This window comes from Caulobacter flavus (genome assembly GCF_003722335.1).
GTDB classification, from domain to species: domain Bacteria; phylum Pseudomonadota; class Alphaproteobacteria; order Caulobacterales; family Caulobacteraceae; genus Caulobacter; species Caulobacter flavus.
The window spans coordinates 781,837-805,891 of sequence record NZ_CP026100.1; the positions used below are offsets into that span (position 1 = coordinate 781,837).

General features: G+C 69.5%; 27 protein-coding genes. 16 read left to right on the plus strand and 11 right to left on the minus strand.

Going from position 1 to position 24,055, the window contains the following annotated elements; translation table 11 throughout:
• Positions 1–93 precede the first annotated feature (93 nt).
• From C1707_RS03770 to C1707_RS03810, 8 genes are all read left to right on the plus strand, one after another.
• Positions 94–1,491 (plus strand): tyrosinase family protein, encoded by a 1,398-nt coding sequence (locus tag C1707_RS03770; protein ID WP_164467273.1) that lies wholly within the window; start codon positions 94–96, stop codon positions 1,489–1,491.
• A 103-nt stretch (positions 1,492–1,594) separates the two neighbouring features.
• Positions 1,595–2,869, plus strand: coding sequence for a glutamate-5-semialdehyde dehydrogenase (locus tag C1707_RS03775; RefSeq protein ID WP_101712774.1), 1,275 nt, complete (start codon positions 1,595–1,597; stop codon positions 2,867–2,869).
• Positions 2,835–3,488 carry a nicotinate-nucleotide adenylyltransferase gene (locus C1707_RS03780; protein ID WP_101712775.1) on the plus strand — a complete coding sequence of 218 codons (654 nt, stop codon included), beginning with the start codon at positions 2,835–2,837 and terminating at the stop codon, positions 3,486–3,488. Before C1707_RS03775 ends, C1707_RS03780 begins: the two co-directional genes overlap by 35 nt.
• 149 nt (positions 3,489–3,637) lie before the next feature.
• The gene (locus tag C1707_RS03785) at positions 3,638–4,066 is read left to right on the plus strand and encodes a Panacea domain-containing protein (RefSeq protein WP_240633942.1); all 429 of its coding nucleotides are present in this window, start codon (positions 3,638–3,640) and stop codon (positions 4,064–4,066) included.
• A 511-nt stretch (positions 4,067–4,577) separates the two neighbouring features.
• The gene (gene rsfS / locus C1707_RS03795; RefSeq protein WP_164467475.1) at positions 4,578–5,018 is read left to right on the plus strand and encodes a ribosome silencing factor; all 441 of its coding nucleotides are present in this window, start codon (positions 4,578–4,580) and stop codon (positions 5,016–5,018) included.
• 62 nt (positions 5,019–5,080) lie between these two features.
• A complete protein-coding gene (gene rlmH, locus C1707_RS03800) occupies positions 5,081–5,545 on the plus strand; it encodes a 23S rRNA (pseudouridine(1915)-N(3))-methyltransferase RlmH (protein WP_058347733.1) in 465 nt (154 codons plus the stop codon).
• Positions 5,546–5,750: 205 nt separating this feature from the next.
• The gene (locus tag C1707_RS03805; protein WP_101712779.1) at positions 5,751–6,797 is read left to right on the plus strand and encodes a murein hydrolase activator EnvC family protein; all 1,047 of its coding nucleotides are present in this window, start codon (positions 5,751–5,753) and stop codon (positions 6,795–6,797) included.
• 154 nt (positions 6,798–6,951) lie between these two features.
• Complete coding sequence (locus C1707_RS03810; protein ID WP_101712780.1) at positions 6,952–8,343, plus strand: S41 family peptidase; 1,392 nt, start codon at positions 6,952–6,954, stop codon at positions 8,341–8,343.
• A gap of 106 nt (positions 8,344–8,449) precedes the next feature.
• On the opposite strand, the gene C1707_RS26000 is transcribed toward C1707_RS03810, so the two are convergent.
• A complete protein-coding gene (locus tag C1707_RS26000; RefSeq protein ID WP_164467275.1) occupies positions 8,450–8,593 on the minus strand; it encodes a hypothetical protein in 144 nt (47 codons plus the stop codon).
• Between the two features lie 199 nt (positions 8,594–8,792).
• Between C1707_RS26000 and C1707_RS03815 the strand changes: the two genes are divergently transcribed.
• Genes C1707_RS03815 through C1707_RS03830 form a run of 4 tightly spaced genes read left to right on the plus strand, consistent with a single transcriptional unit; the run spans position 8,793 to position 12,836 of the window.
• Positions 8,793–9,971: a divergent polysaccharide deacetylase family protein gene (locus tag C1707_RS03815; RefSeq protein ID WP_101712781.1), complete on the plus strand. Its 1,179-nt coding sequence runs from the start codon at positions 8,793–8,795 to the stop codon at positions 9,969–9,971.
• Positions 9,968–10,459: an RNA pyrophosphohydrolase gene (locus C1707_RS03820; RefSeq protein WP_101712782.1), complete on the plus strand. Its 492-nt coding sequence runs from the start codon at positions 9,968–9,970 to the stop codon at positions 10,457–10,459. The genes C1707_RS03815 and C1707_RS03820 overlap by 4 nt, the downstream gene beginning before the upstream one ends.
• Positions 10,460–10,506: 47 nt before the next feature.
• Positions 10,507–12,030 (plus strand): alpha/beta hydrolase, encoded by a 1,524-nt coding sequence (locus C1707_RS03825; RefSeq protein ID WP_101712783.1) that lies wholly within the window; start codon positions 10,507–10,509, stop codon positions 12,028–12,030.
• A gap of 56 nt (positions 12,031–12,086) precedes the next feature.
• Positions 12,087–12,836: an alpha/beta fold hydrolase gene (locus tag C1707_RS03830; RefSeq protein ID WP_101712784.1), complete on the plus strand. Its 750-nt coding sequence runs from the start codon at positions 12,087–12,089 to the stop codon at positions 12,834–12,836.
• Between the two features lie 102 nt (positions 12,837–12,938).
• On the opposite strand, the gene C1707_RS03835 is transcribed toward C1707_RS03830, so the two are convergent.
• From C1707_RS03835 to C1707_RS03880, 10 genes are all read right to left on the minus strand, one after another.
• Positions 12,939–13,640 (minus strand): hypothetical protein, encoded by a 702-nt coding sequence (locus C1707_RS03835; protein ID WP_101712785.1) that lies wholly within the window; start codon positions 13,638–13,640, stop codon positions 12,939–12,941.
• A 315-nt stretch (positions 13,641–13,955) separates the two neighbouring features.
• Entirely contained in the window at positions 13,956–14,219 is a 264-nt protein-coding gene (locus tag C1707_RS03840; protein ID WP_101712786.1) for an ATP synthase F1 subunit epsilon, read from the minus strand.
• Positions 14,219–14,470, minus strand: coding sequence for a hypothetical protein (locus C1707_RS03845; protein WP_101712787.1), 252 nt, complete (start codon positions 14,468–14,470; stop codon positions 14,219–14,221). Before C1707_RS03845 ends, C1707_RS03840 begins: the two co-directional genes overlap by 1 nt.
• Positions 14,470–16,092, minus strand: a complete 1,623-nt coding sequence (atpD, locus tag C1707_RS03850) for a F0F1 ATP synthase subunit beta (protein WP_101712788.1) — start codon at positions 16,090–16,092, stop codon at positions 14,470–14,472. Before atpD ends, C1707_RS03845 begins: the two co-directional genes overlap by 1 nt.
• Positions 16,093–16,144: 52 nt before the next feature.
• Positions 16,145–17,023, minus strand: a complete 879-nt coding sequence (locus C1707_RS03855) for a F0F1 ATP synthase subunit gamma (protein WP_101712789.1) — start codon at positions 17,021–17,023, stop codon at positions 16,145–16,147.
• Positions 17,024–17,058: 35 nt separating this feature from the next.
• Positions 17,059–18,591, minus strand: coding sequence for a F0F1 ATP synthase subunit alpha (gene atpA / locus C1707_RS03860; protein ID WP_101712790.1), 1,533 nt, complete (start codon positions 18,589–18,591; stop codon positions 17,059–17,061).
• A gap of 61 nt (positions 18,592–18,652) precedes the next feature.
• Positions 18,653–19,207: a F0F1 ATP synthase subunit delta gene (locus C1707_RS03865; RefSeq protein WP_101712791.1), complete on the minus strand. Its 555-nt coding sequence runs from the start codon at positions 19,205–19,207 to the stop codon at positions 18,653–18,655.
• A gap of 218 nt (positions 19,208–19,425) precedes the next feature.
• A complete protein-coding gene (locus C1707_RS03870; RefSeq protein WP_101712792.1) occupies positions 19,426–19,662 on the minus strand; it encodes a PaaI family thioesterase in 237 nt (78 codons plus the stop codon).
• 148 nt (positions 19,663–19,810) lie between these two features.
• Positions 19,811–20,131, minus strand: coding sequence for a DUF8200 family protein (locus C1707_RS03875; protein WP_101712793.1), 321 nt, complete (start codon positions 20,129–20,131; stop codon positions 19,811–19,813).
• Positions 20,132–20,368: 237 nt separating this feature from the next.
• The gene (locus tag C1707_RS03880; protein WP_164467276.1) at positions 20,369–20,794 is read right to left on the minus strand and encodes a hypothetical protein; all 426 of its coding nucleotides are present in this window, start codon (positions 20,792–20,794) and stop codon (positions 20,369–20,371) included.
• Between the two features lie 144 nt (positions 20,795–20,938).
• On the opposite strand from C1707_RS03880, the gene C1707_RS03885 reads away from it, so the two are divergent.
• The 4 genes from C1707_RS03885 (at position 20,939) to C1707_RS03900 (ending at position 24,000) form a co-directional block, all read left to right on the plus strand.
• Entirely contained in the window at positions 20,939–21,589 is a 651-nt protein-coding gene (locus C1707_RS03885; protein WP_101712794.1) for a LemA family protein, read from the plus strand.
• Between the two features lie 118 nt (positions 21,590–21,707).
• Positions 21,708–22,511: a TPM domain-containing protein gene (locus C1707_RS03890; RefSeq protein WP_101712795.1), complete on the plus strand. Its 804-nt coding sequence runs from the start codon at positions 21,708–21,710 to the stop codon at positions 22,509–22,511.
• Entirely contained in the window at positions 22,511–23,212 is a 702-nt protein-coding gene (locus C1707_RS03895; protein ID WP_101712796.1) for a TPM domain-containing protein, read from the plus strand. Before C1707_RS03890 ends, C1707_RS03895 begins: the two co-directional genes overlap by 1 nt.
• Complete coding sequence (locus tag C1707_RS03900) at positions 23,212–24,000, plus strand: TPM domain-containing protein (protein ID WP_101712797.1); 789 nt, start codon at positions 23,212–23,214, stop codon at positions 23,998–24,000. The genes C1707_RS03895 and C1707_RS03900 overlap by 1 nt, the downstream gene beginning before the upstream one ends.
• The last annotated feature ends 55 nt before the right edge of the window (positions 24,001–24,055 follow it).

The following is a 24,055-nucleotide window of genomic DNA, read 5'->3' on the forward strand; positions in this document are numbered from 1 at the left end:
TGACACTCGCCCCACCACCGGTCACCCCTTGCTGACGCTTTGCCGATGATGCAACCTATACGAGTTTCAACTTGGAATTCTCGGGAGGGCGGTATGATCGATCGGCGAGTGATGCTGGCCACGGGGCTGGCGGCGGGTTTGGCGGCGGACCTGGCGGCGACCGGTGAAGCGGCGGCGCAGTCGCTGCGACGGCGGGTCAGCTGGCAGGTGTTCAGGACCTCGACCTCGGGGCCGTCCTACGCCCGCGCGGTGGCGATCATGCGCGGCAACTCCAACGCTTCCGATCCCAACAGCTGGTTCTATTGGGCCAACATCCACCAGAACTTCTGCCCGCACGGCGTGCCGTACTTCCTGGCCTGGCATCGCGGCTACATCCTGCAGTTCGAGCAGAAGATCCGCGAGCTGTCGCGCGATCCCAACTTCAGCCTGCCCTACTGGAACTACTTCACCGACCCGAACATCCCGTCGGAGTTCACCAACCCGTCGCCCGGCAACCCGCTGTACGTCAAGCGCACCAACACCAACGTCTCGAACGCCCTCGGCTACGACTTCACCGATCCCTACTGGAAACAGCTGCCGCGCAACTGGCCCACGCCCATGGAGCCGAAGGTCGAGAGCGTGCCGCACAATCAGGTCCACAACATCATCGGCGGCTTCATGCCCACCCTGCAGTCGCCGCAGGATCCGATCTTCTGGCTGCACCACGCCAACATCGACCGGCTGTGGTGCGCCTGGGTCAAGGCCGGCGCCGGCCGCGCCAACCCGGTCCCGACCGACGCCTACTGGAACGGGACCTTCGTCTATGGCGCCCAGCCGCAGATGGACAAGCGCCAGACCTACAGCGCCGAGGGCCTGGGCTACATGTACGACGACGAGCGCCTGCCGACCCCGCGCCGGCTGCGCGCCGCCGTCGCCCCGCCGATCCGCGCCGTGCCCCTGGCCAAGGAGCGGCTGATCGGCCAGGTGCTGTCGCTGGGCGAGACCCAGGGCGGACTGACGCTGGACCAGAGCTCGTTCAGCGTGCGCGTGCCGCTCGGCGACGACGGCCAGAACCGCACGCGGCTGCTGACCGCCCAGCCGCCGCGCGGCCCGTCTGCCGCCGCCGTCCGGCCGCCCGTGAACGTCAACGTCGTGCTCGAGGACGTGGCGGTGACCGAGGCCGGCAAGGCCGGCGGCTATTTCTACCAGGTCTATGTGAACCTGCCGGCCGGCGGCGCCCTTGACCAGCGACGCCTGATCGGCACGGTCGGCGCCTTCGAGATCGCCGGCGCCCAGCACAACGGCGGCGGCGATGGTCCTCACGCCGCCCACGGCGACGGCAAGGTGCGCCTGGTGCTGCCGGCCACCGAGGCCCTGCGCCGCCTGTCGCCGGGCCAGCTGCGCGAGGTCAAGGTGTCGTTCGTCCGCGTCGACGGCCCCGAGGCCCCGACCGGCCCGGCGATCACCATCGGCGCCTTCCGTGTGGAATCGACCGTGGAGGCGCCCCGCTAGCTGACAGGCTTTCTCGATGCGTCGCCAGCGTTTGGCCATTCCCCCCGAGGCTCAAAGGGCCTAGGTAAGCCTCAATCTGAGCATATCCGGGGACGGACGAGCCATGGACGACGCGGCCGGGGGCCTGCAGGCGACGATGAGGGCGATGGGCCAGGCGGCCCGCGAAGGCGCGCGCGCGCTGCGCCTCGCCACGCCAGCCCAGCGCACCGCCGCCCTGACCGCCATCGCCGCCGCGATCCGCGCCGACGCGCCGGCCATCCTGGGCGCCAACGCCCGCGACCTCGAAAAGGCCGGCGCCAACGGCCTGACCCCGCCGATGATCGAGCGGCTGATGCTGAACGAGGCCCGCCTCGAAGGCGTCGCCGCCGGCGTCGAGGCCGTGGCCGCCATTCCCGACCCGCTGGGCGTGGAGACCGCCCGCTGGACCCGGCCCAACGGGCTGGACATCGCTCGCGTGCGCACGCCGATCGGCGTCATCGCCATGATCTACGAGAGCCGTCCGAACGTGACGGCCGACGCCGCGGCCCTGACCCTGCGCTCGGGCAACGCCGTGATCCTGCGCGGCGGCTCGGAGTGCATCGAGTCCAACCTGGCCATCCACGCCGCCGTGGTGAAGGGCCTGACCGCCGCCGGCCTGCCCCACCAGGTCGTGCAGATGGTGCGCACCACCGACCGCGCCGCCGTCGGCGCCATCCTGTCGGGCCTGGACCGGTCGATCGACCTGATCATCCCGCGCGGCGGCAAGAGCCTGGTCGCCCGTGTCCAGGCCGAGGCCCGCGCCCCGGTGCTGGGCCACCTGGAAGGCCTCAACCACGTCTTCGTGCACGAAGCCGCCGACCTGAAGAAGGCCGCCGACATCGTGCTGAACGCCAAGATGCGCCGCGTGTCGGTGTGCGGCTCGGCCGAAACCCTGCTGATCGACCGCGCCGCGGCCGGCAAGCTGCTGCCGCCGATCGCCGACGTGCTGATCAAGGCCGGCTGCGAGATCCGCGGCGACGCCGCCGCCCGCGCCATCGAGCCGGAGCTGAAGGCCGCCGCCGTCGAGGACTGGACTACCGAGTACCTGGCCCCGATCATCGCCGTGGCCGTGGTCGACGGCGTCGAGGGCGCGGCCCAGCACATCGCCACCTACGGCTCGGGCCACACCGACGCCATCGTCACCGAGGACGCCGCCGCCGCCGAGCGGTTCGTCTCGCAGGTCGACAGCGCCATCGTGCTGGTCAACGCCTCCACCCAGTTCGCCGACGGCGGCGAATTCGGCTTCGGAGCCGAGATCGGCATCGCCACCGACAAGCTTCACGCCCGCGGCCCGGTTGGGGCCGAGCAACTGACGACGTTCAAGTATGTGGTTCGCGGGACCGGCCAGACTCGTCCCTGAGGCCGGCCGCCCCAGCGCCCATCGTCTCGGTTTCCACCTGGAGCCGGGCATGCGCGTCGGGCTGTTCGGCGGCAGCTTCAACCCGGCGCACGAGGGCCACGCCCACGTGGCCGAGACCGCCTTGCATCGCCTGAACCTCGACAAGGTGATCTGGCTGGTCTCGCCGCAGAACCCGCTGAAGTCCTCACGCGAGACGAGGCCCCTGGCCGAGCGCATGGACGAGGCGCGCCGGTGGGCGCGCGGCTCCAGCATGATCGTCTCCGACGCCGAGACGCGGCTGGGCTCGCAGTACACCATCGACACCCTGCGGGTGCTGAAGGCCCGCTTCCCGCGCGTGAAGTTCGTCTGGGTGATGGGCGCCGACAGCCTGGCCACCTTCCACCGCTGGCGCGGCTGGACCCAGATCATGCGCGAGGTCCCCGTCGCCGTGGTCTCGCGACCGTGGGCGGCGCTGAAGGCCCGCAGTTCGCCGGCCGCCCGCCGCTTCGCCTTCGCCCGACGCCCGGCCAGCGCCGCGGCGACCATCGCCGACGCCGACGTTCCGGCGTGGGTCTACCTCACCGGCCCGCTGAACTTCGCCTCGTCCACGGCCCTGAGAGCGCGCCAGACCAAGGGCTGACGGATAAAAACCTGCTGGGCACCGGGCTTTCCATCTTTCCGCGAAGGTGTATGCTGCGAACACAAGCGGAACATTTCATGCCACACAGGGCTGTCGAAATAGCGAACGAGTTCCTGCAACTGCCTGGCGCAGCGGGTCGCTTGACCCAGATGCACCTGCAGAAACTTACCTACATCGCTCACGGCTGGAATTGGGCGATCAACGGCGAGCCGCTTATCTTTGACGATATCGAGGCTTGGAGCTTCGGGCCGGTCGTCAGAGATCTCTACGATCACACCAAGTTCTTTGGCAGCGCGCCCATCAACCGTCCGATCACACCCGATGACAGCGAAGTCGCGCGCTTCTTCGGAAAGACGGGACACGCCAAACCCTATCGCGCCAACCTGACGGAACGGGAGCGGCAGATCATAGCGCAGGTCTGGGCCCGCTACGGGAGCCTTGGCGCCATCCGGCTCTCGGAACTTACCCACCAACCAGGCACACCCTGGTTCAAGGCGTTCAGCCGAGGTCGCAACACCAAGATCGATGAGCACGATATTCAGGCTCACTACGACGCGTTAGCCGATCGTGCCGCCTAGACGGCCGCCCCGTCGCGATCCGGCCATCATCGGTGAGGCTCCCACAGAGCCTGATCGGCAGGATTTCGACGCGGTCGAAAGTCAAAGCTACCTCGCGATGGTCGCGGAACTCTCGGCGGAAAACGCTCGCCTGCTGGCCGAAAACGAACAGCTCAAAGGGCGCCAGACCTACGACGACGTACGCACGGAAATGATGAAGCCGTACGCCGGCAAGGTTTTCAACTTTCTAGTCTGCTACTGCCTCTTCGTAGGCGGCATAATTCTGCTGAGCGGCTTCCGACTTGGGGCTTCGCTATTTCCGATACGGTGCTTGGCATCATCGCCGGTAGCACTGCCGCCTCGGCGATTGGCTTGGTCGGCTTCGTGGTCAGCGGCCTTTTTGGCGCAGCCAAAGCGTCTCGCGGAAAGGCTCGTTGAGCGCCCCGATCCCCCTGCGACCACGATCCCCCTCACGTTTCGAGTCTTTCCGTGCTAAGAGGGGCTTTGCGCGAAGCCAATAAGGAGCATTCCGCTGCGTAGCGACCCCGCGCCGACGGCGCACGAGGGAACGGCCAAGGCCGAATCCTCGACTGAAAATCCGACGCTCAGTACGGACCTGAACATCAAGGCGCTGGAGCGCCTGATCCTGGACCGCCTCGACGACGACAAGGCCCAGGACATCGTCCACATCGACCTGACGGACAAGAGCTCCGTGGCCGACAGCCTGATCGTGGCTTCGGGCCGCTCGCATCGTCACGTCGGCGCCCTGGCCGACCACGTGCTGCGCGCGCTGAAGGATCATGGCCTGGGCAAAGCCCGGGTCGAAGGCCTGCCGCACTGCGACTGGGTGCTGATCGACGCCGGCGACGTCGTCGTCCACCTGTTCCGTCCCGAAGTGCGCAGCTTCTACAACATCGAGAAGATCTGGGCCGTCGACGCCCCGCACCGGATGCCGGCCGCGTCGTCGAACTGATCTCTCGCAGGCGGCCCCGCTCCTGAGCCTGGCTCGGAGCGAGGTTTCGCCGCCCTCCCCATATGAAGATCACCATCCTCACCGTCGGGAAGCTCGGCCGCATGGTCGAGGCGCAGCTGGCGCTGGACTACGCGTCCCGCGCCACGGCGTCCGGCCGCGCCCTGGCGCTGGGTCCCGTCGAGATCCTCGAGGTCGAGGCCCGCAAGCCGGGCAAGGCCGCCGAGGCCGAGGTGCTGCGCCCCCACCTGGAAGGCGCCTACGTCGTGGCCTGCGACGAGCACGGCAAGGTCCACACCTCGCGGGCCTTCGCCGGACGGCTGGAGCGGCTGCGCGACGACGGCCAGCGCCGGATCGTGTTCCTGATCGGCGGCGCCGACGGGCTGGACCCGTCGATCCTTTCGCAGGCCAACGAACTGCTGGCCTTCGGCCCCCAGACCTGGCCCCACGCCCTGGCCCGCGCCATGCTGGCCGAGCAGATCTACCGCGCCGCCACCATCCTGGGCGGCTCGCCCTATCATCGGGATTGAGGCTCTTCTTTCCTCCCGTCATTCCCGCCCTTGTGGCGGGAACCTCTCTGTCCGTCGCAGTTGCGAGTGAGGCGGCGTGCTCAGCACGCCGCTTGCGCTTCACGTGTCAGCTGAACCAGGGGTTCCCGCCACAAGGGCGGGAATGACGGGAGTTGAAGGGCAGGCGTCTAGGAAACCGCCGCGCCCTCAGGCAGATAGGGACGCAATGCTCCGTCGCCCCGCGATCCTCGCCGCCAGCGCCTGCGCCCTGCTCCTCGCCGGAGCGGGAGCCGTCGTCGCGCAGCAGATCGGCGACCAGCGCACCCGCGACCTGCAGCAGGCCGCCGACACCCGCCGCGAGATCGAGGACCTGCGGGCCGAGCTGGCCCGGCTGAACAGCCAGCAGATCTCGGCCGGCGCCGACGTCGACGTCAAGCGCGCCCGGCTGGAGACCCTGCACCGCCGGGAGTCGGCGCTGATCGGCGAGCTGGGCCGCGACCGGGGCCAGCTGGCCCGGCTGCTCAGCGCCCTGCAGCTTTTCCGCCGCAATCCGCCGCCGGCTTTGCTGGTCAATCCCGGCGACGCCCGCGACGCGGTGCGGGCGGCGATCCTGATCCGGGCCATGACCCCCGACCTGCAGGCCCGCGCCGACGCCTACGCCCGCCAGGCCCGCGCCGTGGGGGCCCTGCGCCGCGAGGCCGCCGCCGCCTCCGAGCAGCTGTTCACCGCCGAGAGCGCCATGGCCGACCGCCGGGGCGAGCTGGAGCGGATGATCGTCGAGAAGACCCAGCTTGAGCGCGCCTACGCCCAGGACGCCATCGCCGCCGACCAGGAGCGCCAGACCCTGGGGGCCCTGACCGACGGCCTGACCACCGGCGGCGCCACCGGCCCGCTGGCGCTGAGGGTCCCCGCGCCCGGCGAGGTGGTCCGCCGCTGGGGCGACGCCCTGCCCGTGGGCGGCAAGGCCGAGGGCCTGTCGATCCGCACCGCCAAGGGCCAGGCCGTCGGCAGCCCCGCCGCCGGCGTGGTCGAGTACGCCGGCCCGCTGAACGGCTGGGACATGGTGGTGATCGTCCGCGCCCAGGGCGCCTATCATCTGGTCATGGCCGGAATGGCCGACGTTTCGGTGGCGCCCGGACAATCGGTCGCAGCCGGCGCAAGCCTTGGACGCATGACCGACCGTGGACCTTTGGAGCCGGAGCTCTATCTTGAAGTGCGTGAGAACGGCGTTCCGGCCGATCCGGGGCGCTGGCTGAAGCAGGAGTCGCGGTAGACGACTTTTTCAGCAATGATGGGCGTTCATCATGACGCGGCCCGCGTCTGGGGCCACGTCGGGGATGGACGGGGCCGGAGTATAGGCGGCGGCGTTCGCGCCGCTCTAAGTATCGAACGCGGCGTCCGCGCCGCCAGGGAGCCATTCTGGCCTTATGCGCAAGTATCTGCTCATCGGTGTTTCGGCCTTCGTCCTCGGCGCGGGGACCATGGCCTACGTCAGCCCCATCGCCCAAGCGACCATCCCCTCGCAGAAGGCCAAGACCTACAAGCTGCTCGAACTGTTCGGCGACGTGCTCGCCACCGTCGAGGACCAGTACGTCACCGAGGTCGACGACAAGAAGCTGATCGAGGCCGCCCTCGACGGCATGCTGACCAGCCTCGACCCGCACTCGGGCTACCTGTCGCCCGACAGCTTCGAGGACATGCAGGACACCACCCGCGGTGAATACGGCGGCCTCGGCATCGAGGTCACCAGCGAAGAAGGCGTGGTCAAGGTGATCTCGCCGATGGACGGCACCCCCGCGGCCCGCGCGGGCGTCCAGGCCGGCGACTACATCACCGCCGTCAACGGCCAGTCGGTGCTGGGCCTGACGGTCAACGAGGCCGTCAAGCAGATGCGCGGCCCGGCCGGCGAGACCGTGGCCATCACCATCGCCCGCGAGAAGTCCGACCCGATCGAGCTGAAGCTGGTGCGCGAGGTCATCAAGCCCAAGGCCGCCATCGCCCGCATGGAAGGCGACTACGGCTACGTGCGCCTGCCCGGCTTCAACGAGAAGTCCACCGACGCCCTGGCCGCCGCCATCAAGGACCTGCAGGCCAAGAACCCGCAGATGAAGGGCCTGGTCTTCGACCTGCGCAACAATCCGGGCGGCCTGCTCGACCAGGCGCGCGGCGTGGCCGACCTGTTCCTGGAAGGCGGCGAGGTCGTCAGCCAGCGGGGCCGCAACCCGCGCGACATCCAGCGCCTGAACGCCACCCCCGGCGACATCCTGAACGGCCTGCCGATGGTGGTGCTGATCAACCAGGGCTCGGCCTCGGCCGCCGAAATCGTCGCCGGCGCCCTGCAGGACCGCCATCGCGCCGAACTGGTGGGCATCACCAGCTTCGGCAAGGGCTCGGTCCAGACCGTGATCCCGCTGCGCGGCGGCGCCGACGGCGCGCTGAAGCTGACCACGGCGCGCTACTTCACTCCGTCGGGCCGCTCGATCCAGAAGACCGGCATCGAGCCCGACCTGGAAGTGGCCCAGACCAAGGACCAGGCCCAGGACATCGCCAACCGCGTGTGGTTCAGCGAGGCCAGCTTCAAGAACGCGCTCAACGCCGACGAGGGCAAGACCCGCAAGGGCGCCCACGTTCCGGCCGAGGCCCCGCCCGCCGGCTTCGACGAGAAGAAGGACGACTTCCAGCTGTCGCGCGCCCTGGCCGTGCTGAAGGCCGGCTCGGTCGAGGCCGTGCCGAAGCTGCCCAAGCCGCAACCGAAGATCGCCGAGGTCACCGCCAAGGCCGCGGCCATCGGCGGCAAGCCCCCGGTCGAGAAGAAGTAAGGGGCTTTCGGGCCTTCCGAACCAGAAGAGCCGCCCGTCGCGAGATGGGCGGCTTTTTCTTTGGGGCCTGCCCCTCTTTAGAACCTCTCCCATGGGAGAGGTTTTTCTAGGCCATCCCCAGCGCCGCGATCACCACCACGGCCAGGCCGATCGCCAGGCCCGCGCCCGCCCGCAGCACGGCGGCGAGACAGACGGCGCGGTCAGGCGCGTCGGCGGGATCGGAGAAGCGGGCGAACTCGGTCAGGCTCATGGCGAGGTCTCCTCACGAGAAGCTTGCGCCCGAGCATCGGCCCGCGAGAAGACCCCGCCAGTCCTTTGCCGCCAAACATCGCCTGTCGGTCATTTCCGCGCCGCGCTTCGCCGAGAAAAGCAGCGGTCCGCCATTTCGCCGCAGATCCGGGCGAACCATGTTAACCATATCTTGGAAGCTTGCCCGCTAAGCCCATCGCATGGCCGCCGTGTTCTCCCGCAAGCCCGCCTACACCGCCGCCGCGCCCGACGCCGCCGACGGCGGCGACCTGCGCGCGCGCCTGATGGCGGCCGCGGCCAATCCCTATATCGGCGCCAGCGGCGCGGCCTTCCTGTTCCTCCTGAGCCTGGCCGTTCTGGTGCTGGTGACCGGCGATCCCAAGGCCGGCGCCCCCACGATCCGCCTGTCGCTGTCGGAGATCGGCGCCACCAAGGGCGCGCCCGACGGGTGGCGCGAGGCGCTGGCTCCGGAGAGGGCCGAGGAAGCCCCGCTGCTGCCGGGCCAGATGGACCTGTCGACCCATCCCTTCGCCCGCCAGGCCGCGACCGACGAGCCCGCCGAAGGCTTCACCGACCTGGCGGCCGCGCCCGTTCCCTCGGGCGGCGCCCTGGTCCAGGCTCCGCTGCCCGGCCTGTCGGCCCCCGGCCCCGGCGGCGGCCCGCTGCCGGTGATCGCGCCCGACGGCCGCACCGTGGCCGAGGCCTACGCCCGCCCGTTCACGCCCGACGGCCGCCCGCGCGTGGCCCTGGTGATCGGCGGCCTGGGCCTCAACGCCCAGACCACCCGCGCCGCCATCGAGACCCTGCCGCCCGAGATCACCCTGTCGTTCGCCCCCTACGCCGAAGGGCTGCAGGGCTGGATCGACCTGGCCCGCTCGCACGGCCACGAGGTGCTGCTCGAGACGCCGATGGAGCCCAACGACTATCCGGCCAACGATCCGGGTCCCTACACCCTGATCGCCGCCAACCGGCCCGACGAGACGGTGCGCAAGCTGGAATGGCTGATGTCGCGCGCCACCGGCTATTTCGGGCTGACCAACTATCTGGGCTCGAAGTTCCTGGCCTCCGATCCGGCCATGGCAACCTTCACCACGGCCCTGAAGACCCGGGGCCTGGCCTTCGTCGACGACGGCGCCGCCGCCCGTCGCGGCGGCCCGATCCCCCGCGCCTCGGCCGAGCGCGGCATCGACGACGACCTGTCGGCCGAAGCCATCGAGGGCCAGCTGCGGGCCCTGGAGTCGGGCGCCAGCGCGCGCGGCCAGTCGCTGGGCGTCGGCTTCGCCTATCCGGTGACCATCAGCCAGGTGCGCAACTGGGCTGGCGGCCTCAATGCGCGGGGCGTGCAACTGGCGCCGGCTTCGGCTATCGCCAAGCGATGACCGCCGACATCGACCTTTCGCTCTATCGCCCCAACGTGGGCGTCGCCCTCTTCCACCCCACCGACGGCCGCGTCTGGCTGGGCATGCGCCACAAGCAGGAGCCGCCCTACAACTGGCAGCTGCCGCAGGGCGGCGTCGACGAGGGCGAAGACCTGGAAGCCGCCGCCCGCCGCGAACTGCAGGAAGAGACCGGCGTGACCTCGGCCCAGCTGATCGGCCGCACCGAAGGCTGGCTGACCTACGACTATCCGCCCGAGTTCATGGGAACCAAGCGCGCCCGTGGATATCTGGGCCAGAAGCAGGTGTGGTTCGCCTTCCGCTTCACCGGCGAGGAAAGCGAGATCGATCTGGCCGCCCACGGCGAGGTGGAGTTCGACGCCTGGCGCTGGGGCGCTCTCGACGAAACGCCCGAACTGATCGTACCTTTCAAGCGCGGCGTCTACGAACGCATGGTCGCCGCTTTCTCGGGGTTCACGCGCGTCGCCTGACACCGAAGGCTCGCGCCATGCCCCAACGGGGTTTGGGAGACGCGGGCGTGAGCAGAACCATCCTGATGATCCATGGCTACGGCATGACCGGCGACAGCTGGGATCCCGTGGCCGACACCTTCCGCAAGGCGGGCTACGCGGTCGAGACGCCGACCATCCGCCCCGCCCTGCGGACGGCCGGACCGCCCTCGCCGGACCTGGCTGGCCTGTCGCTGGCCGACTACGTGGCCGAGCTCAGCGCGGCGGCAGCGGTGACGGCCGCCCGCGACGGGGTCAAGCCGATCGTCTTCGGCCACTCCATGGGCGGGCTGATCGCCCAGAAGCTGGCCGAGAGCGGCCTGACCTCGGGCATCGTGCTGTTCGCTCCCGCCTCGCCGGCCGACGCGCGCGGCAAGCCCAAGCTGTCGCCGATGATCACCTTCCTCAACGCCGTGCTCAGCCAGGGCGGCGCACCCAAGCCGGTGAAGATGTGGAAGACCGGCTTCAAGTTCGGCGTCGTCAACGCCGTGCCGGCCGCCCGCCACGACGCCCTCTACGCCAAGGCGGTCTACGACTCCGGCCGGGTGCTGCAGGACCTGGCCTATCCCGACCGCGATCCCTCGCGCACCGTGCACGTGGACGCCGCCAAGGTGACCGTGCCGGTGCTGGTGCTGGCCGGCGCCCGCGACCGCACGACGCCGGTGGAGGACGTCCGCCTGGTCGGCCGCAAGTACGCCGGCGCCGACTATCGCGAGTATCCCGACCACGCCCACTGGCTGATCGACGAGCCGGGCAGCGACGCCCTCTTGGGCGCGGTGCAGTCGTGGCTGTCGGAAAAGGGCCTGGGCCCGGCCTCGGCCGCGCCGCCCAAGGCCAAGGCCGAACCCGCGCCGGCCGCCGCCGCGCCGGAACCGGCCGCCGCCGCTCCCGCGACCGAGGCGTCTGCCGCCCCCGCGCCCAAGCCGCGCGCTCCGGCCAAGGCCAAGACCCCGAGCAAGGCCAAGGCCGTCGTCGCCGAGCCGGCCGCCCAACCGGCCGCCAAGCCGAAGACCGCACCCAAGGCCCCCGCTAAGGCTCCGACCAAAGCCTCCGCGAAAGCGAAGGCGGCTCCGGCGGTGGAAACCCCGGCTGCGGCCGCCGTGGCGAAGCCGGCGAAGCCCCCCGCCAAGGCCGCTGCGACGAAGGCCGCGCCCAAGGCCAAGGCAGCGGCGGTGAAGCCCGAAAAAGCCCCGAAACCCGCCGCGAAGGCGGAAGCGGCGCCCAAGACCGCCGCCCCGGCCAAACCCGACAAGGCTCCGGCCAAGCCCAAGGCGGCCGCCGCGCCCGCGGCCGACGCCGCCAAGCCAGCGCCCAGGGCCGCCAAGGCGGCTCCGGAAGCCTCCGCCAAGGTCGCAGCGCCCGCCAAGCCGGCGGCGAGCAAGATGCGCAACAACGCCAATCCAGACCTGATGAAGGCGACGGAGACCCCGCCCAAGCCCGCCAAGGCGACAACGAAGGCTCCGGCCAAGGCGGCCGCCAAGCCCCAGCCCAAACCGAAGGCTGCGACAACGACGCCCGCCAAAACTTCGCCACGCGGCAAGAAGAGCGTGTAGGCTCCATTGAAACGCTCGTATCAGTCACACGGGCGGGGTTGACCTAAGAGGCGGGCGTGAAGGCTCCGGTGATCATGGTCCACGGCGCCTTCTGCGGCGGCTGGACGTTCGACAGTTTCCGAGAGCCGTTCGAGGCCGCCGGCCACAGGGTGCTCACCCCCGACCTGCCCGGTCGCGGGCCGGGCGGTTCGGTCGTCGGCCTGTCGATGAGCGACTACGCCCGCGAGGTCGCCCGGCTGATCCGCTCGTGCGAGCGGCCGCCGATCCTGGTCGGCCACTCCATGGGCGGCCTGGTGGCCCAGCTGGCCGCTGGTCGAGCGAGCGTCGAGCGCCTGATCCTGCTGGCCCCCTCGCCGCCCTGGGGCGTGCATGGCGCCAGCCTGGAAGAAGCGGTCTCGGCCGTCAGCCTCTATGCCCTTGGCCCCTACTGGCTGCAGGCCATCGCTCCCGACTACGGCGTCGTGCGCCGCTACAGCCTCGACCGCCTGCCGCGCGAGCAGCGCCGCGCCCTCTACGCCCGCATGACCTCGGAAAGCGGCCGGGCGCTGTGGGAGACGCTGAACTGGTGGCTGGACCCGTTCATGACCACCAGCCCCGGTCCGGTGAAGGCTCCGGTGCTGGCCATCGCCGGCGGCCAGGACGTGGTCCACCCGCCCGCCACCGTCCGCCAGACCGCCTTGCGCCTGGGCGGAGCGTTCCACGAGTTCCCCGAGATGAGCCACTGGCTGCCGGGCGAGCCGGGCTGGGAAGCCGTCGCGGCCCTGTGCCTGGACTTCATCGCCGCCGAGGATCGGGCGGCGGCTTGATCGATGAGCAACCTCCCCCTGTGGGGGAGGTTCCAGCCAGAGAAAAGGCGCGGAGGTCTCCCTCCGCGCCTTCCTCTTTTCAGCTCTGAGAGCCTCGAACCATCACTGGGTGGTGTAGAGGATCTGGGCTTGTTCGAAGTTCTTGCCGACCGAGCTGTCGTCCAGCTTCTTGATCCGGACGTAGACCAGACCGGCCTTGCCGCCGGCGGCGTTGTTGTCCCAGGTCACGGTCAGGCGCTTGACGTCGGTGACCAGCTGGTCGTTGCGGATCAGCTTCAGCTGCGGGCTGTTCTCCCAGGTCGCCCAGTCGTGCAGGGCGGTGGCCAGATGCTGGGCCTGATCGGCGCCCTGGGCGTGCTGGACGTTCAGGGTGCAGACGTTCTTGTTCGAACCCGGGTTGTCGAGGACGATCTGGTAGGGCTTGCCCAGGTCCAGGGTCCACAGGTCGCGCTTCTTCTTGAAGCCGGCGGCCTTGGCCAGGGCCGGGAAGTCGCCGCCGACGACGGCCGGCTTGCAGACGGTGTCGAGGACGCTGAGGATCCGCACCGAGACCGGATCGGTCGGCGGGGGCGGACGCACCGCTTCCGGAGCGGCCGCGGCGGCGGCGGCTTCCGGGGTGCCGGCGGCAGGCGCCGGAACGACGGGAGCCTGGGTGGCGGGCGCGGCTTGATCGGCAGGCGCGGCCTGATCAACGGGCGCGGCGGCCGGGGCGGGAGCCGGGGCGGCGGCGGGAGCGGGTTGCTCCTGGGCGACGGCGGTCGAAACGACGCCGAGGGCGATCAGGCTGGCGAGCGCAAGGCGCATAGGTCGGATATCCCCTAGAGACGTGGAGGTCGGCATTAAAACCGACAAGCGTTCCCTCGCAACCCTTATGGTGGCCGATTACGGCGGGGATAGGGTCACAAACGTAATTTTTTATCGCTCCCCCTGAAGGGGGAGCTGTCGCGAAGCGACTGAGGGGGAGGATGCAGCGAAATCGGCGACCGTCGCGGAAGCTGAAAACGCCCCCCCTCCGGCCCTCCAGGCCGCCTCCCCCGGAGGGGGAGGATCACGGGAAACGAAAAACGCCCCCGCCGTTTCCGGCGAGGGCGTTTTCGAAGTCCTTGGAAGCAGCGGCTCTTACGAGGCCACTTCCACCGCGTGCTCGGCCAGGATCGTGAAGCCGTCGGGACCCACGTCGGCGAAGCCGCCCTGGATGTCGAACAGCTTGACGGTCGAACCGTCGCGCACCGTCACCCGACCCTCGCGCAGCGTGGTCATGAACGGGGCGTGGTTCGGCAGCACGCCGAAATCGCCTTCCGTACCCGGCGCGTCGACCTGGTCGACATCGGCCGAGAACAGTTCGCGCTCGGGCGCGACGAGGGAGAAGTGCAGCTTGGCCATCAGTCGTAGGTCTCCACGGCGCCCAGGGCCGCTTCGATGTCTTCGTCGGTCTGGATCTCGGTGCCGCAGAACGGACAGAAGCGGATGGTGGTCAGGACAGCGCCCGTCTCACCCTCGACTTCCCGTTGACCCAGGTTCAACAGGATCAGGCCGCTGTCGTGCTCGATGAGGGAGGCCTCGGCGTCCGAAGACACCGCGTCCTCCAGCTCGTCGCAGCAGAAGTGGGCCAGATCGCCGTCCTCTTCGGTCATCAGGCGTCCGCCGCCATCTTCTCGGCCTTGGCCACGGCTTCTTCGATCGGGCCGACCATGTAGAAGGCGCCTTCCGGCAGGTGGTCGTACTCGCCGTCCACGATGCCCTTGAACGAGCGGATGGTGTCCTTCAGCTGGACGAAGGCGCCCGGCGTGTTGGTGAACTGCTCGGCCACGTGGAACGGCTGGCTCAGGAAGCGCGAGATCTTACGGGCGCGAGCGACCGTCAGCTTGTCCTCTTCCGACAGTTCGTCCATGCCCAGGATGGCGATGATGTCCTTCAGGGCCTTGTACTGCTGCAGTACTTCCTGGACGCGGCGAGCGACCGTGTAGTGCTCTTCGCCGATGACCAGCGGGTCCATGATCCGCGAGGTCGAGTCCAGCGGATCGACGGCCGGGAAGATGGCCTGGGCGGCGATGTCGCGCGACAGAACGGTGGTGGCGTCCAGGTGGGCGAACGAAGCGGCCGGGGCCGGGTCGGTCAGGTCGTCGGCGGGAACGTAGATGGCCTGGACCGAGGTGATCGAGCCCTTGTTGGTCGAGGTGATGCGCTCCTGCAGGTTGCCCATCTCGGTGGCCAGGGTGGGCTGGTATCCCACGGCCGAGGGGATGCGGCCCAGCAGAGCCGACACTTCGGCGCCGGCTTGGGTGAAGCGGAAGATGTTGTCGACGAACAGCAGCACGTCCTTGCCTTCTTCGTCACGGAAGTATTCCGCGATCGACAGGCCGGTCAGGGCGACGCGGGCGCGGGCGCCCGGGGGTTCGTTCATCTGGCCGTAGACCAGGGCGCAGCGCGAGCCCTCGGTCGAGCCGTTGTTGGCCTTCGGGTCGACGTTGACGTTCGACTCGATCATCTCGTGATAGAGGTCGTTGCCTTCGCGGGTGCGTTCGCCCACGCCGGCCAGAACCGAGTAACCGCCGTAAGCCTTGGCGATGTTGTTGATCAGTTCCTGCATCGTCACGGTCTTGCCGACGCCGGCGCCGCCGAACAGGCCGATCTTGCCGCCCTTGGTGTAGGGGCACATCAGGTCGATGACCTTGATGCCCGTGACCAGCACTTCAGCGGTGTTGGTCTGCTCGGCGAAGGTCGGGGCGTCGCGGTGGATCGGGCGCGACAGGTCCGACTGGATCGGGCCCTGCTCGTCGATCGGCTCGCCGATGACGTTCATGATGCGGCCCAGGGTGCCCGGGCCGACCGGCACGCGGATGGCTTCGCCGGTGTCGCGCACGGCCTGGCCGCGGACGAGACCTTCGGTGGCGTCCATGGCGATGGCGCGGACGGTGTTCTGGCCCAGGTGCTGGGCGACTTCGAACACCAGGCGCTGGCCGGTGGCGGTGTTGGTGGTCTCGACGGCGTTCAGGATCGCCGGCAGCGGGCCGGTGAACTCGATGTCGACGACGGCGCCGATGATCTGCACCAGCTTGCCGGTGGCTTCACCGGCGACCGGAGCGGCGGCCTTGGGAGCGGCGGCGGCCTTCGGGGCGGCCGGCTTCTTGGCGGCCGGAGCCTTGGGAGCAGCAGCAGCGGCCGGAGCGGCGGCGGCCTTCGTGGCGGCGGGCTTCTTGGCGGCGGCCGGCTTTTCGGCGGCGGCTTCGGGAGCCTTAGCAGGGGTCTTGGCCATGGCGTGCGGGTCTTTCGTGCGTCTCTGCGTGCGTTTTTGGCGTTAGGCTAGATCAGACGGCTTCGGCGCCGGAGATGATCTCGATCAGCTCCTTGGTGATCTGGGCCTGGCGGGAACGGTTGTACTCGAGGGTGTAGCGCTTGATCATGTCGCCCGCGTTCCGCGTGGCGTTGTCCATCGCCGTCATCTGGCTGGCGTAGAAGCCGGCCATGTTGTCGAGCAGGGCCGACAGGATCTGGACCGTCAGGTTGCGCGGCAGCAGCGTCTCGAGGATGGCCTCTTCCGAGGGCTCGTACTCGTAGACGGCGGCCGGACCGGACGCCACTTCGGCGCCGCCCTCGACCACGGCCGGGATCAGCTGCAGCGCGGTCGGAACCTGCTGCACCACCGAGCGGAAGCGGCTGTAGAACAGGGTCACCACGTCGATGTCGCCGGCTTCGTAGAGCTTGGTGACGACGTCGGCGATCGGCTGGGCGACCGACAGGGTGATCTGGCGATAGGCCGACAGGTCGAAGTTATCCACCACCTTGTCGCCGTAGGGGCGCTTCAGCTGGGCGGTCACCTTCTTGCCGACGCAGACGATCTTCACGTCCTTGCCCTGGGCGATCAGCCCGTCGATGTGGGCGCGGGCGGCGCGCACGATCGACGAGGTGAAGCCGCCGGCGAGACCGCGGTCCGCGGCGGCCACCACCACCAGGTGACGGTCGTCGCGGCCGGTGCCGGCCAGCAGCGCCGGAGCGCCGTCGCCCGACACGCCGGTCGCGAGGTTGGCGATGACGCTGGCAAGGCGCCGGGCGTACGGACGGGCGGCTTCAGCCGCGTCCTGGCTCCGGCGCAGCTTGGCGGCCGCCACCATCTGCATCGCCTTCGTGATCTTCTGCGTCGCTTTGACGCTCGAGATCCGATTGCGCATTTCCTTCAAGCTGGCCATTCGGCGCTACTCTCTCCGAGCGGTTCCGAGGGGGCTTAGGCGAAGGTCGACGAGAAGGCCTCGAGCGCGCTCTTCAGCGACGCTTCCAGGTCCTTGTCGAGGGCCTTCTTGGTGGCGATGCCGGTCAGCAGGTCCTGGTGCTGGCTGTGCAGGCGAGCCAGGAACTCGGTCTCGAAGCGACGCACCGACGAGGTCGGGATCTTGTCGAGATAGCCGCGGGTGCCGGCGTAGATCACGCAGACCTGCTCTTCGACCGACAGCGGCGCGTATTGCGGCTGCTTCAGCAGCTCGGTCAGACGCTCGCCGCGAGCCAGCATCTTCTGGGTCGAGGCGTCGAGGTCCGAACCGAACTTCGCGAAGGCGGCCATTTCACGATACTGGGCCAGCTCGCCCTTAATCGGACCGGCGACCTGCTTCATGGCCTTGATCTGGGCCGACGAACCGACGCGCGACACCGAGATGCCGACGTTCACGGCCGGACGGATGCCTTGGTAGAACAGGTCGGTTTCCAGGAAGATCTGGCCGTCGGTGATCGAGATCACGTTGGTCGGGATGTAGGCCGACACGTCGTTGGCCTGGGTTTCGATGATCGGCAGAGCCGTCAGCGAGCCCGAACCGTTGTCTTCGTTCAGCTTCGCGGCGCGTTCCAGCAGGCGCGAGTGCAGGTAGAAGACGTCGCCCGGATAGGCTTCGCGGCCCGGCGGGCGGCGCAGCAGCAGCGACATCTGACGGTAGGCGACGGCTTGCTTGGACAGATCGTCATAGATGATCAGGCCGTGCAGGCCGTTGTCGCGGAACCACTCGCCCATGGCGCAGCCCGAGAACGGGGCCAGGTACTGCAGCGGGGCCGGCTCCGAGGCCGAGGCCACGACGACGATGGTGTATTCCAGGGCGCCGTGCTCTTCCAGGGTCTTGACGATCTGGGCGACGGTCGAGCGCTTCTGGCCGATGGCGACGTAGACGCAGTAGAGCTTGGCGCTCTCGTCCTTGCCGGCGTTGGCGGCCTTCTGGTTCAGGATGGTGTCGATGGCGACGGCGGTCTTGCCGGTCTGACGGTCGCCGATGATCAGCTCGCGCTGGCCGCGGCCGACCGGGATCAGGGTGTCGATCGACTTCAGGCCGGTCTGCACGGGCTCGTGCACCGACTTGCGCGGGATGATGCCCGGGGCCTTGACGTCGACGCGGCGACGCTCGGTGTACTGGATCGGGCCCTTGCCGTCGATCGGCTCGCCCAGCGGGTTGACGACGCGGCCCAGCAGGCCCTTGCCGACCGGCACGTCGACGATTTCGCCGAGGCGGCGGACTTCGTCGCCTTCACGGATCTCGGCGTCGGCGCCGAAGATCACGGCGCCGACATTGTCGCGCTCGAGGTTCAGGGCCATGCCCTTCACGCCGGCCTTCGGGAATTCGACCATTTCACCGGCCTGGACGTTGTCCAGACCGTAGATGCGGGCGATGCCGTCACCCACCGACAGGACCTGACCGACGTCCGAGACGGCGGCTTCCTCGCCGAAGTTGGCGATCTGCGACTTGAGGATGGCCGAGATTTCGGCGGCGCGGATATCCATGGCTGGGTCGGGCTCTTTCTTGAGGCTCTCTGCGTACGTACGTTTTTGCGCGGTTATACGCTTAGGCGCGCTTGAGGGCGAATTTCAGGGAATCGAGCTTCGAGCGAACCGAAGCGTCGAACAGTCGGGAACCGACGCGCACCTTGACGCCGCCCAGGATGGACGGGTCGACGCGGGTCGAGATTTCGGGAGTCTGGCCGAGCGCGCTCGACACGGCGGTCGTGACCGCCTTCAGTTGGGCGGCGGTCAGCGGGGCGGCCGAGGTGACCTCGGCGGCGACCACGCCGCGGTGCGTGGCCGACAGCGCCACGAAGGCGTTGATGGCGCCGACCAGTTCGATGGCGCGGCCATTGCTGGCGATCAGGCCCAGGAACTTGGCGGTGAGAATGTCGAAACCGGCCTTCACGGCGACGGCGGTCAGGCCCTTGGCCTTGTCCTCGGCCGAGAACGCGGGCGACTCGATCAGACGGCGCAGGTCGGCGCTGTCGGCGATCAGACCCTTCAGGGCCTTCAGGTCGCTCTCGACCTTCGCCAGGTTGCCGCCTTCGATCGTCAGTTCGAACAGGGACTGCGCGTAACGCTGACCCGCATCCGTCGCCTTGGTTTCTTCCGCCACTTGTTCCGCCCGGTGTGCGTTGCAATCGCCGCGGAAGAGAAGCTCCCCCCTCTCCCCGGCTTAAAGACTTGATCGCGCTTGAGAAAAGCGCATGGGCGGCCCGCGCATTCACGCTGCCCTTCCCGAAGCCCGGCGCCTGATAACACGGGGTGTTCGCAGTCGCAACCAAGCCGAGGTGATCGTGTTCGGCCAAGTTCGCGGAAAAATGTGTTTATCCGTCAGACGTTGACGCGGCGGAACACGCCAGAGGCCGCGCCGGCCAGAGTTCCGTCGGCGGCGCGCGCCTCGGCCTGGGCGAACACCAGGCTGCGAGTGGCGCGCTCGATCCAGCCGTGTGCGGAAAGGCCCGCCTTGCCGGGGCCCGCGTAGTCGATGGTCAGCGACACCGGCGCGGCGTCGGCGCCGGCGGCCTGGCGCAGGGCCTCTTCGAGCTGGACGGTCAGCGGCTGGGTCATGGTCGAAATCTAATCCCTGCGCGGACGAAGGTGAAAGCCGGGCGAAAGAAAAAGGGCGGCGGAAGCGCTCCGCCGCCCTGTCAGGCGAATGGTCGAGGAAACAGCCAGAGAAAAACGCCCCTGGGGTACGCGCACTCTTAAAGAAGGATCAGGCGGCCTTGGCCGAAGCGTTGCAGCGCTCCAGCTCTTCGGCGGCCAGGGCCTTGGCGTCGCCGCCGAAGGCCGAGACGCGGCCGGCTTCCTTGGCCAGCGCCTTGCACGAGGCGACGCTGAGGGCCCGCGACGGCGCCGAGGTCGCCACGCAGGCGGCGTCCTCGCAGACGAAGACCGCGCCGCCGGCGACGATCTTGGTCTTGGCGGAGACGGGCTTTTCGAGGGTGACCGCCAGGCGGCCATCGGCCAGGGCTGGCGCGGCGACGAACGCGGAAAGGGACAGGGCGGCGACGGCCGCCAGGGCGCGGAGCTTCATGGGAAAAGCCCTCCAGCTTCGGGGATGATGGAAAGATCGATGATCGCGGCGTAAGCTGTACTGGCCGGTCGGGTGCGAGGGACACGTCTCTTCGAGACTGGCGTCGGTATCCCCACCGGCGCCGCGCAACCGAACTAAGCACTGCTTAGATATCAGCGTTCAGAAATAGCGCAAGCGCGTTTTTGTTCGCGTGCGCATATTTTATCGAAACTGAGATTTCCGGCCTGGAACCCGGCCCTACAGCCCGAGGATGGAGTCGATCCGGCTTTCGGCCTTGGCGTGGATGGCGCGGTCCTCGACCATGCCTTCCATCCGGGCGTAGCGGCCGTCCTTGCCGGCCTTGCGGCGCAGGCCGTCGGCGGTGACCACCACCGGCGGGCGGCGGGCGTCGGTCAGGCCGCCCAGCAGGGCGGCGAACACCGCGCCGACGGCGGCGGCCAGCACCGGCCCGGCGAAGTCGACGGCGCTTTCGCCGAAGATGGCGTGCAGCTGGACCAGCAGATGCTCGCGATTGACCTGTGCGGAAAGGATCTGCAGCGACCAGGCGGCCACGCCCTGCACCACGCCGGCCAGGACGACGGCGACCACCACCCCCACGAAGCGGGGGCGCCAGAAGAGCCCGAGCAGGGCTCCGACCAGAGCGAAGGCGACCATCAGGATCATGCCGGCGATCCTGAACCCGTCTCCTCAAGACGGAGTTAAGCCCCGCATGGACACGAGTTAATCCGATGCGCGGATGACGCGAGCCGGAGACGGGGCCATATAAATGCGATCGGCGGCCGCGAGCCGCCCACAGAGGGACCCTTAATGTCGCAGCTGCGTTCGCCGGCCCGCCTGGCCCTTGCCTCCGCCGCCATCGCCGTTTCCATGGCCGGCTGCGGGATCAACACCATCCCCACCCAGGACGAGAAGACCAAGGCCGCCTGGGCCGAGGTGCAGAACCAGTACCAGCGCCGGTCGGACCTGATCCCCAACCTGGTGGCCACCGTGAAGGGCTACGCCGCGCAGGAGAAGGACGTCCTGACCTCGGTCACCCAGGCCCGCGCCAGCGCCACCCAGGTCAAGGTCGACGCCTCGACCATCACCGATCCGGCCGCCTTCCAGAAGTACGCCGCCGCCCAGGACCAGCTGACCGGCGTGCTGGGCCGCCTGATGGTGATCCAGGAACAGTATCCGGACCTGAAGTCGAACCAGAACTTCCTGGCCCTGCAGAGCCAGCTGGAAGGCACCGAGAACCGCATCACCATCGCCCGGCGCGACTACAACGAGACCGCGCGGGTCTACAACACGAGCCTGCGCACCTTCCCGACCATCCTCTGGGCGAAGACCGTCTATGGCGGCCAGAAGCCGGCCCAGCTGTTCGAGGCCTCGGCCGCGGCCCAGACCGCCCCGACCGTGAGCTTCGACGCCCCCGCCGCCCCGGCGCCCGCTCCGGCCCAGCCGGCCCCGGCGCACTAGGGTGACGATCGTCGCTCAATTCCTCCCCCGAGAAACGGGGGAGGTGGCGCGGCGCCATCGGCGACGTGACGGAGGGGGCGACGGCCCGCACGGCGCCCAGTCTCGCCCCCTCCACCACATGCGGGGGAGGAGTTGGTGGGTCATTCCCCTCGCGATCATCGCTCTTCTTGTCTCCACCGCCGCCCTCGCCGCCCCGACCTTCCCGCCGCTCAGCGGACGGGTGGTCGACCAGGCCGGCATCCTCTCGCCCCAGGCCGAGCAACAGTTGACCGACGAGCTGGCGACGCTGGAGAAACAGACCGGCCGCCAGCTGGTGGTCGCCACGCTGTCCAGCCTGCAGGGCTACGAGATCGAGGACTACGGCTACCAGCTGGGCCGCGCCTGGGGGATCGGCGAGAAGGACAGGAACACCGGCGCCCTGCTGATCGTCGCGCCAAACGAGCGCAAGGTTCGCATCGAGGTCGGCTACGGCCTGGAGCCGGTGCTGACCGACGCCCTGTCCAGCGTCATCATCCAGAGCGCCGTCCTGCCCCGCTTCAAGGCCGGCGACATGGAGGGCGGCATCGTCGCCGGAACCGACGCCATCGTGAAGCAGCTGTCCCTGCCCGACGGCGAGGCCAAGGCCCAGGTCGCTCAGGCGGCGCAGTCCGAGCGGCAGGACAACGGCGGCGGCGTGCCGGTGGTCGTCATCTTCATCGTCGTCATCGTCGGCGTCATGATCCTGCGGGCGATGTTCGGACGCCGACGCTATCGCCGCAGCGGTCTCGGCTCGGCCGTGGGCGAGGCCCTGCCCTGGATCCTGATCAACGCCCTGACCAGCGGCGGCGGCCGTGGCGGAGGCGGCGGCTGGAGCAGCGGCGGCGGCGGGTTCTCCGGCGGCGGCGGCTCGTTCGGCGGCGGCGGATCCTCGGGGAGCTGGTGATGAGCGACATTCTTTCCCGCGCCGACCAGTTGCGCATCGCCGACGCCGTCCGCGCCGCCGAGGCCGGCACGATCGGCGAGATCCGCTGCGTGCTGGCGCCGCGCGTCGAGCCCGAGCGCGCCGCCCCCGTCCTGGCCTGGGCCGCCGGCGCGGCCCTGCTGCTGCCGGCCTTCGGTTTGCTGGCCGGCCTGCGCCCCGAATGGCTGACACGCCTGTTCGGCGGCTGGAGCGTCGGCCACGCCGCCGCCCAGGACGGCGCCATCCTGTCGGCCCTGCTGGTTTACCTGACCCTGCAGGCGGCGGTGTTCGCCCTGGCGACCGCCGTGCTGTCTATCCCGCCGCTGCGGAGGCGGCTGCCCACCGGCGAGGGTCCGGCCGAACGCGTGAAGCGCGCGGCCATGGACTATTTCCTGTCCAGCGACCTGCGCGCCACGCAGGGGCGCACCGGCGTGCTGATCTTCGCGGCGCTGGCCGAGCACCGCGTCGAGGTGCTGGCCGACGAGGGCGTCCACGGCCTGGCGCCCAAGGACGCCTGGTCCGGCGTCGTCGCCGAGCTGACGGCGGGCCTGAAGGCGGGCCGCATAGCCGACGGCTTCGTCGCCGCCGTCGGCCGGGCCGGGACCATCCTGGCCGAGCACGCCCCGCGCGCGGCCGACGACGACCGCAACGAACTGTCCGACGTTCCCACGATCCTGCGTTGATGATCATCCGAACCCTGTTCCTCCCGGCCGCCATCGCGGCCGCCGTCGCGGCCGCCTGCCTTTCCGGCGCCGCCGTCGCCGCGCCCCGCTACGAGGCCTGGACCGGCCCCGTGGTCGACCAGGCCGACGTCCTTTCGCCCGCCCAGGAACAGGCGCTGACGCGGCGCATCGCCGAGGTCCGCGCCCAGACCGGCCGGGGCCTGGCGGTCGTCGTGCTGTCGGACCTGCGCGGCTATACCGTGTCGGAGTACGGGGCGTTCCTGGAACAGGCCTGGGCGATCCCGGAGGCCGACCGGGAACTCAGCGTCATCCTGGTCGTCGAGCCCAGCGAAGGCGGCCTGGCGGCGATCATCGGCTCGGGCCTGCCGCCGCTGTTCAACGACGCCCTGGGCGAGGAGGCGGTCGACGGCATGGAGGCCGGCCTTGCCGCGCGCACGCCCGACAAGGCGGTGCTGGCCGGCGCCGACCGGGTGCTGAACCAGCTGGCCCTGCCCGACGCGGACGCCCGGGAGCAGGCCGCCCTTGCCGAACAGCGCGCCGCCGATCGCGCCGCCGCCGAAGAGGACTTCTCTTTGATAGGCGTGCTGGGCTTCGCGCTCGGCCTCGCCGCCCTGATCGGCATGGGGGTCTGGGGGTCGCGCATGGCGCGGACCCTGCCGTTCGCTCTCAAGGACGAGGCCGAGAAGAAGGCCGTCTGGACCTCCTGGGATCCGCCGTCGAAACGGCTCTACTTCCCCACCCGTCCCTACCGCTATCGCGACAAGGACGGCGAGGGCTTCGGCGACTGACCAGGCTTACGCTTACGTGATCTTCCCCCCGGCGAATTTCCGGCCTACGGTGCCG

Coding starts and splice junctions, on each gene's coding strand:
- C1707_RS03770 (WP_164467273.1), top strand. CDS start 94: ATGATCGATCGGCGAGTGATGCTGGCCACGGGGCTGGCGGCGGGTTTG.
- C1707_RS03775 (WP_101712774.1), top strand. CDS start 1,595: ATGGACGACGCGGCCGGGGGCCTGCAGGCGACGATGAGGGCGATGGGC.
- C1707_RS03780 (WP_101712775.1), top strand. CDS start 2,835: ATGTGGTTCGCGGGACCGGCCAGACTCGTCCCTGAGGCCGGCCGCCCC.
- C1707_RS03785 (WP_240633942.1), top strand. CDS start 3,638: ATGCACCTGCAGAAACTTACCTACATCGCTCACGGCTGGAATTGGGCG.
- rlmH (WP_058347733.1), top strand. CDS start 5,081: ATGAAGATCACCATCCTCACCGTCGGGAAGCTCGGCCGCATGGTCGAG.
- C1707_RS03805 (WP_101712779.1), top strand. CDS start 5,751: ATGCTCCGTCGCCCCGCGATCCTCGCCGCCAGCGCCTGCGCCCTGCTC.
- C1707_RS03810 (WP_101712780.1), top strand. CDS start 6,952: ATGCGCAAGTATCTGCTCATCGGTGTTTCGGCCTTCGTCCTCGGCGCG.
- C1707_RS26000 (WP_164467275.1), bottom strand. CDS start 8,593: ATGAGCCTGACCGAGTTCGCCCGCTTCTCCGATCCCGCCGACGCGCCT.
- C1707_RS03815 (WP_101712781.1), top strand. CDS start 8,793: ATGGCCGCCGTGTTCTCCCGCAAGCCCGCCTACACCGCCGCCGCGCCC.
- C1707_RS03820 (WP_101712782.1), top strand. CDS start 9,968: ATGACCGCCGACATCGACCTTTCGCTCTATCGCCCCAACGTGGGCGTC.
- C1707_RS03835 (WP_101712785.1), bottom strand. CDS start 13,640: ATGCGCCTTGCGCTCGCCAGCCTGATCGCCCTCGGCGTCGTTTCGACC.
- C1707_RS03840 (WP_101712786.1), bottom strand. CDS start 14,219: ATGGCCAAGCTGCACTTCTCCCTCGTCGCGCCCGAGCGCGAACTGTTC.
- C1707_RS03845 (WP_101712787.1), bottom strand. CDS start 14,470: ATGACCGAAGAGGACGGCGATCTGGCCCACTTCTGCTGCGACGAGCTG.
- atpD (WP_101712788.1), bottom strand. CDS start 16,092: ATGGCCAAGACCCCTGCTAAGGCTCCCGAAGCCGCCGCCGAAAAGCCG.
- C1707_RS03855 (WP_101712789.1), bottom strand. CDS start 17,023: ATGGCCAGCTTGAAGGAAATGCGCAATCGGATCTCGAGCGTCAAAGCG.
- atpA (WP_101712790.1), bottom strand. CDS start 18,591: ATGGATATCCGCGCCGCCGAAATCTCGGCCATCCTCAAGTCGCAGATC.
- C1707_RS03870 (WP_101712792.1), bottom strand. CDS start 19,662: ATGACCCAGCCGCTGACCGTCCAGCTCGAAGAGGCCCTGCGCCAGGCC.
- C1707_RS03875 (WP_101712793.1), bottom strand. CDS start 20,131: ATGAAGCTCCGCGCCCTGGCGGCCGTCGCCGCCCTGTCCCTTTCCGCG.
- C1707_RS03880 (WP_164467276.1), bottom strand. CDS start 20,794: ATGATCCTGATGGTCGCCTTCGCTCTGGTCGGAGCCCTGCTCGGGCTC.
- C1707_RS03885 (WP_101712794.1), top strand. CDS start 20,939: ATGTCGCAGCTGCGTTCGCCGGCCCGCCTGGCCCTTGCCTCCGCCGCC.
- C1707_RS03890 (WP_101712795.1), top strand. CDS start 21,708: ATGCGGGGGAGGAGTTGGTGGGTCATTCCCCTCGCGATCATCGCTCTT.
- C1707_RS03895 (WP_101712796.1), top strand. CDS start 22,511: ATGAGCGACATTCTTTCCCGCGCCGACCAGTTGCGCATCGCCGACGCC.
- C1707_RS03900 (WP_101712797.1), top strand. CDS start 23,212: ATGATCATCCGAACCCTGTTCCTCCCGGCCGCCATCGCGGCCGCCGTC.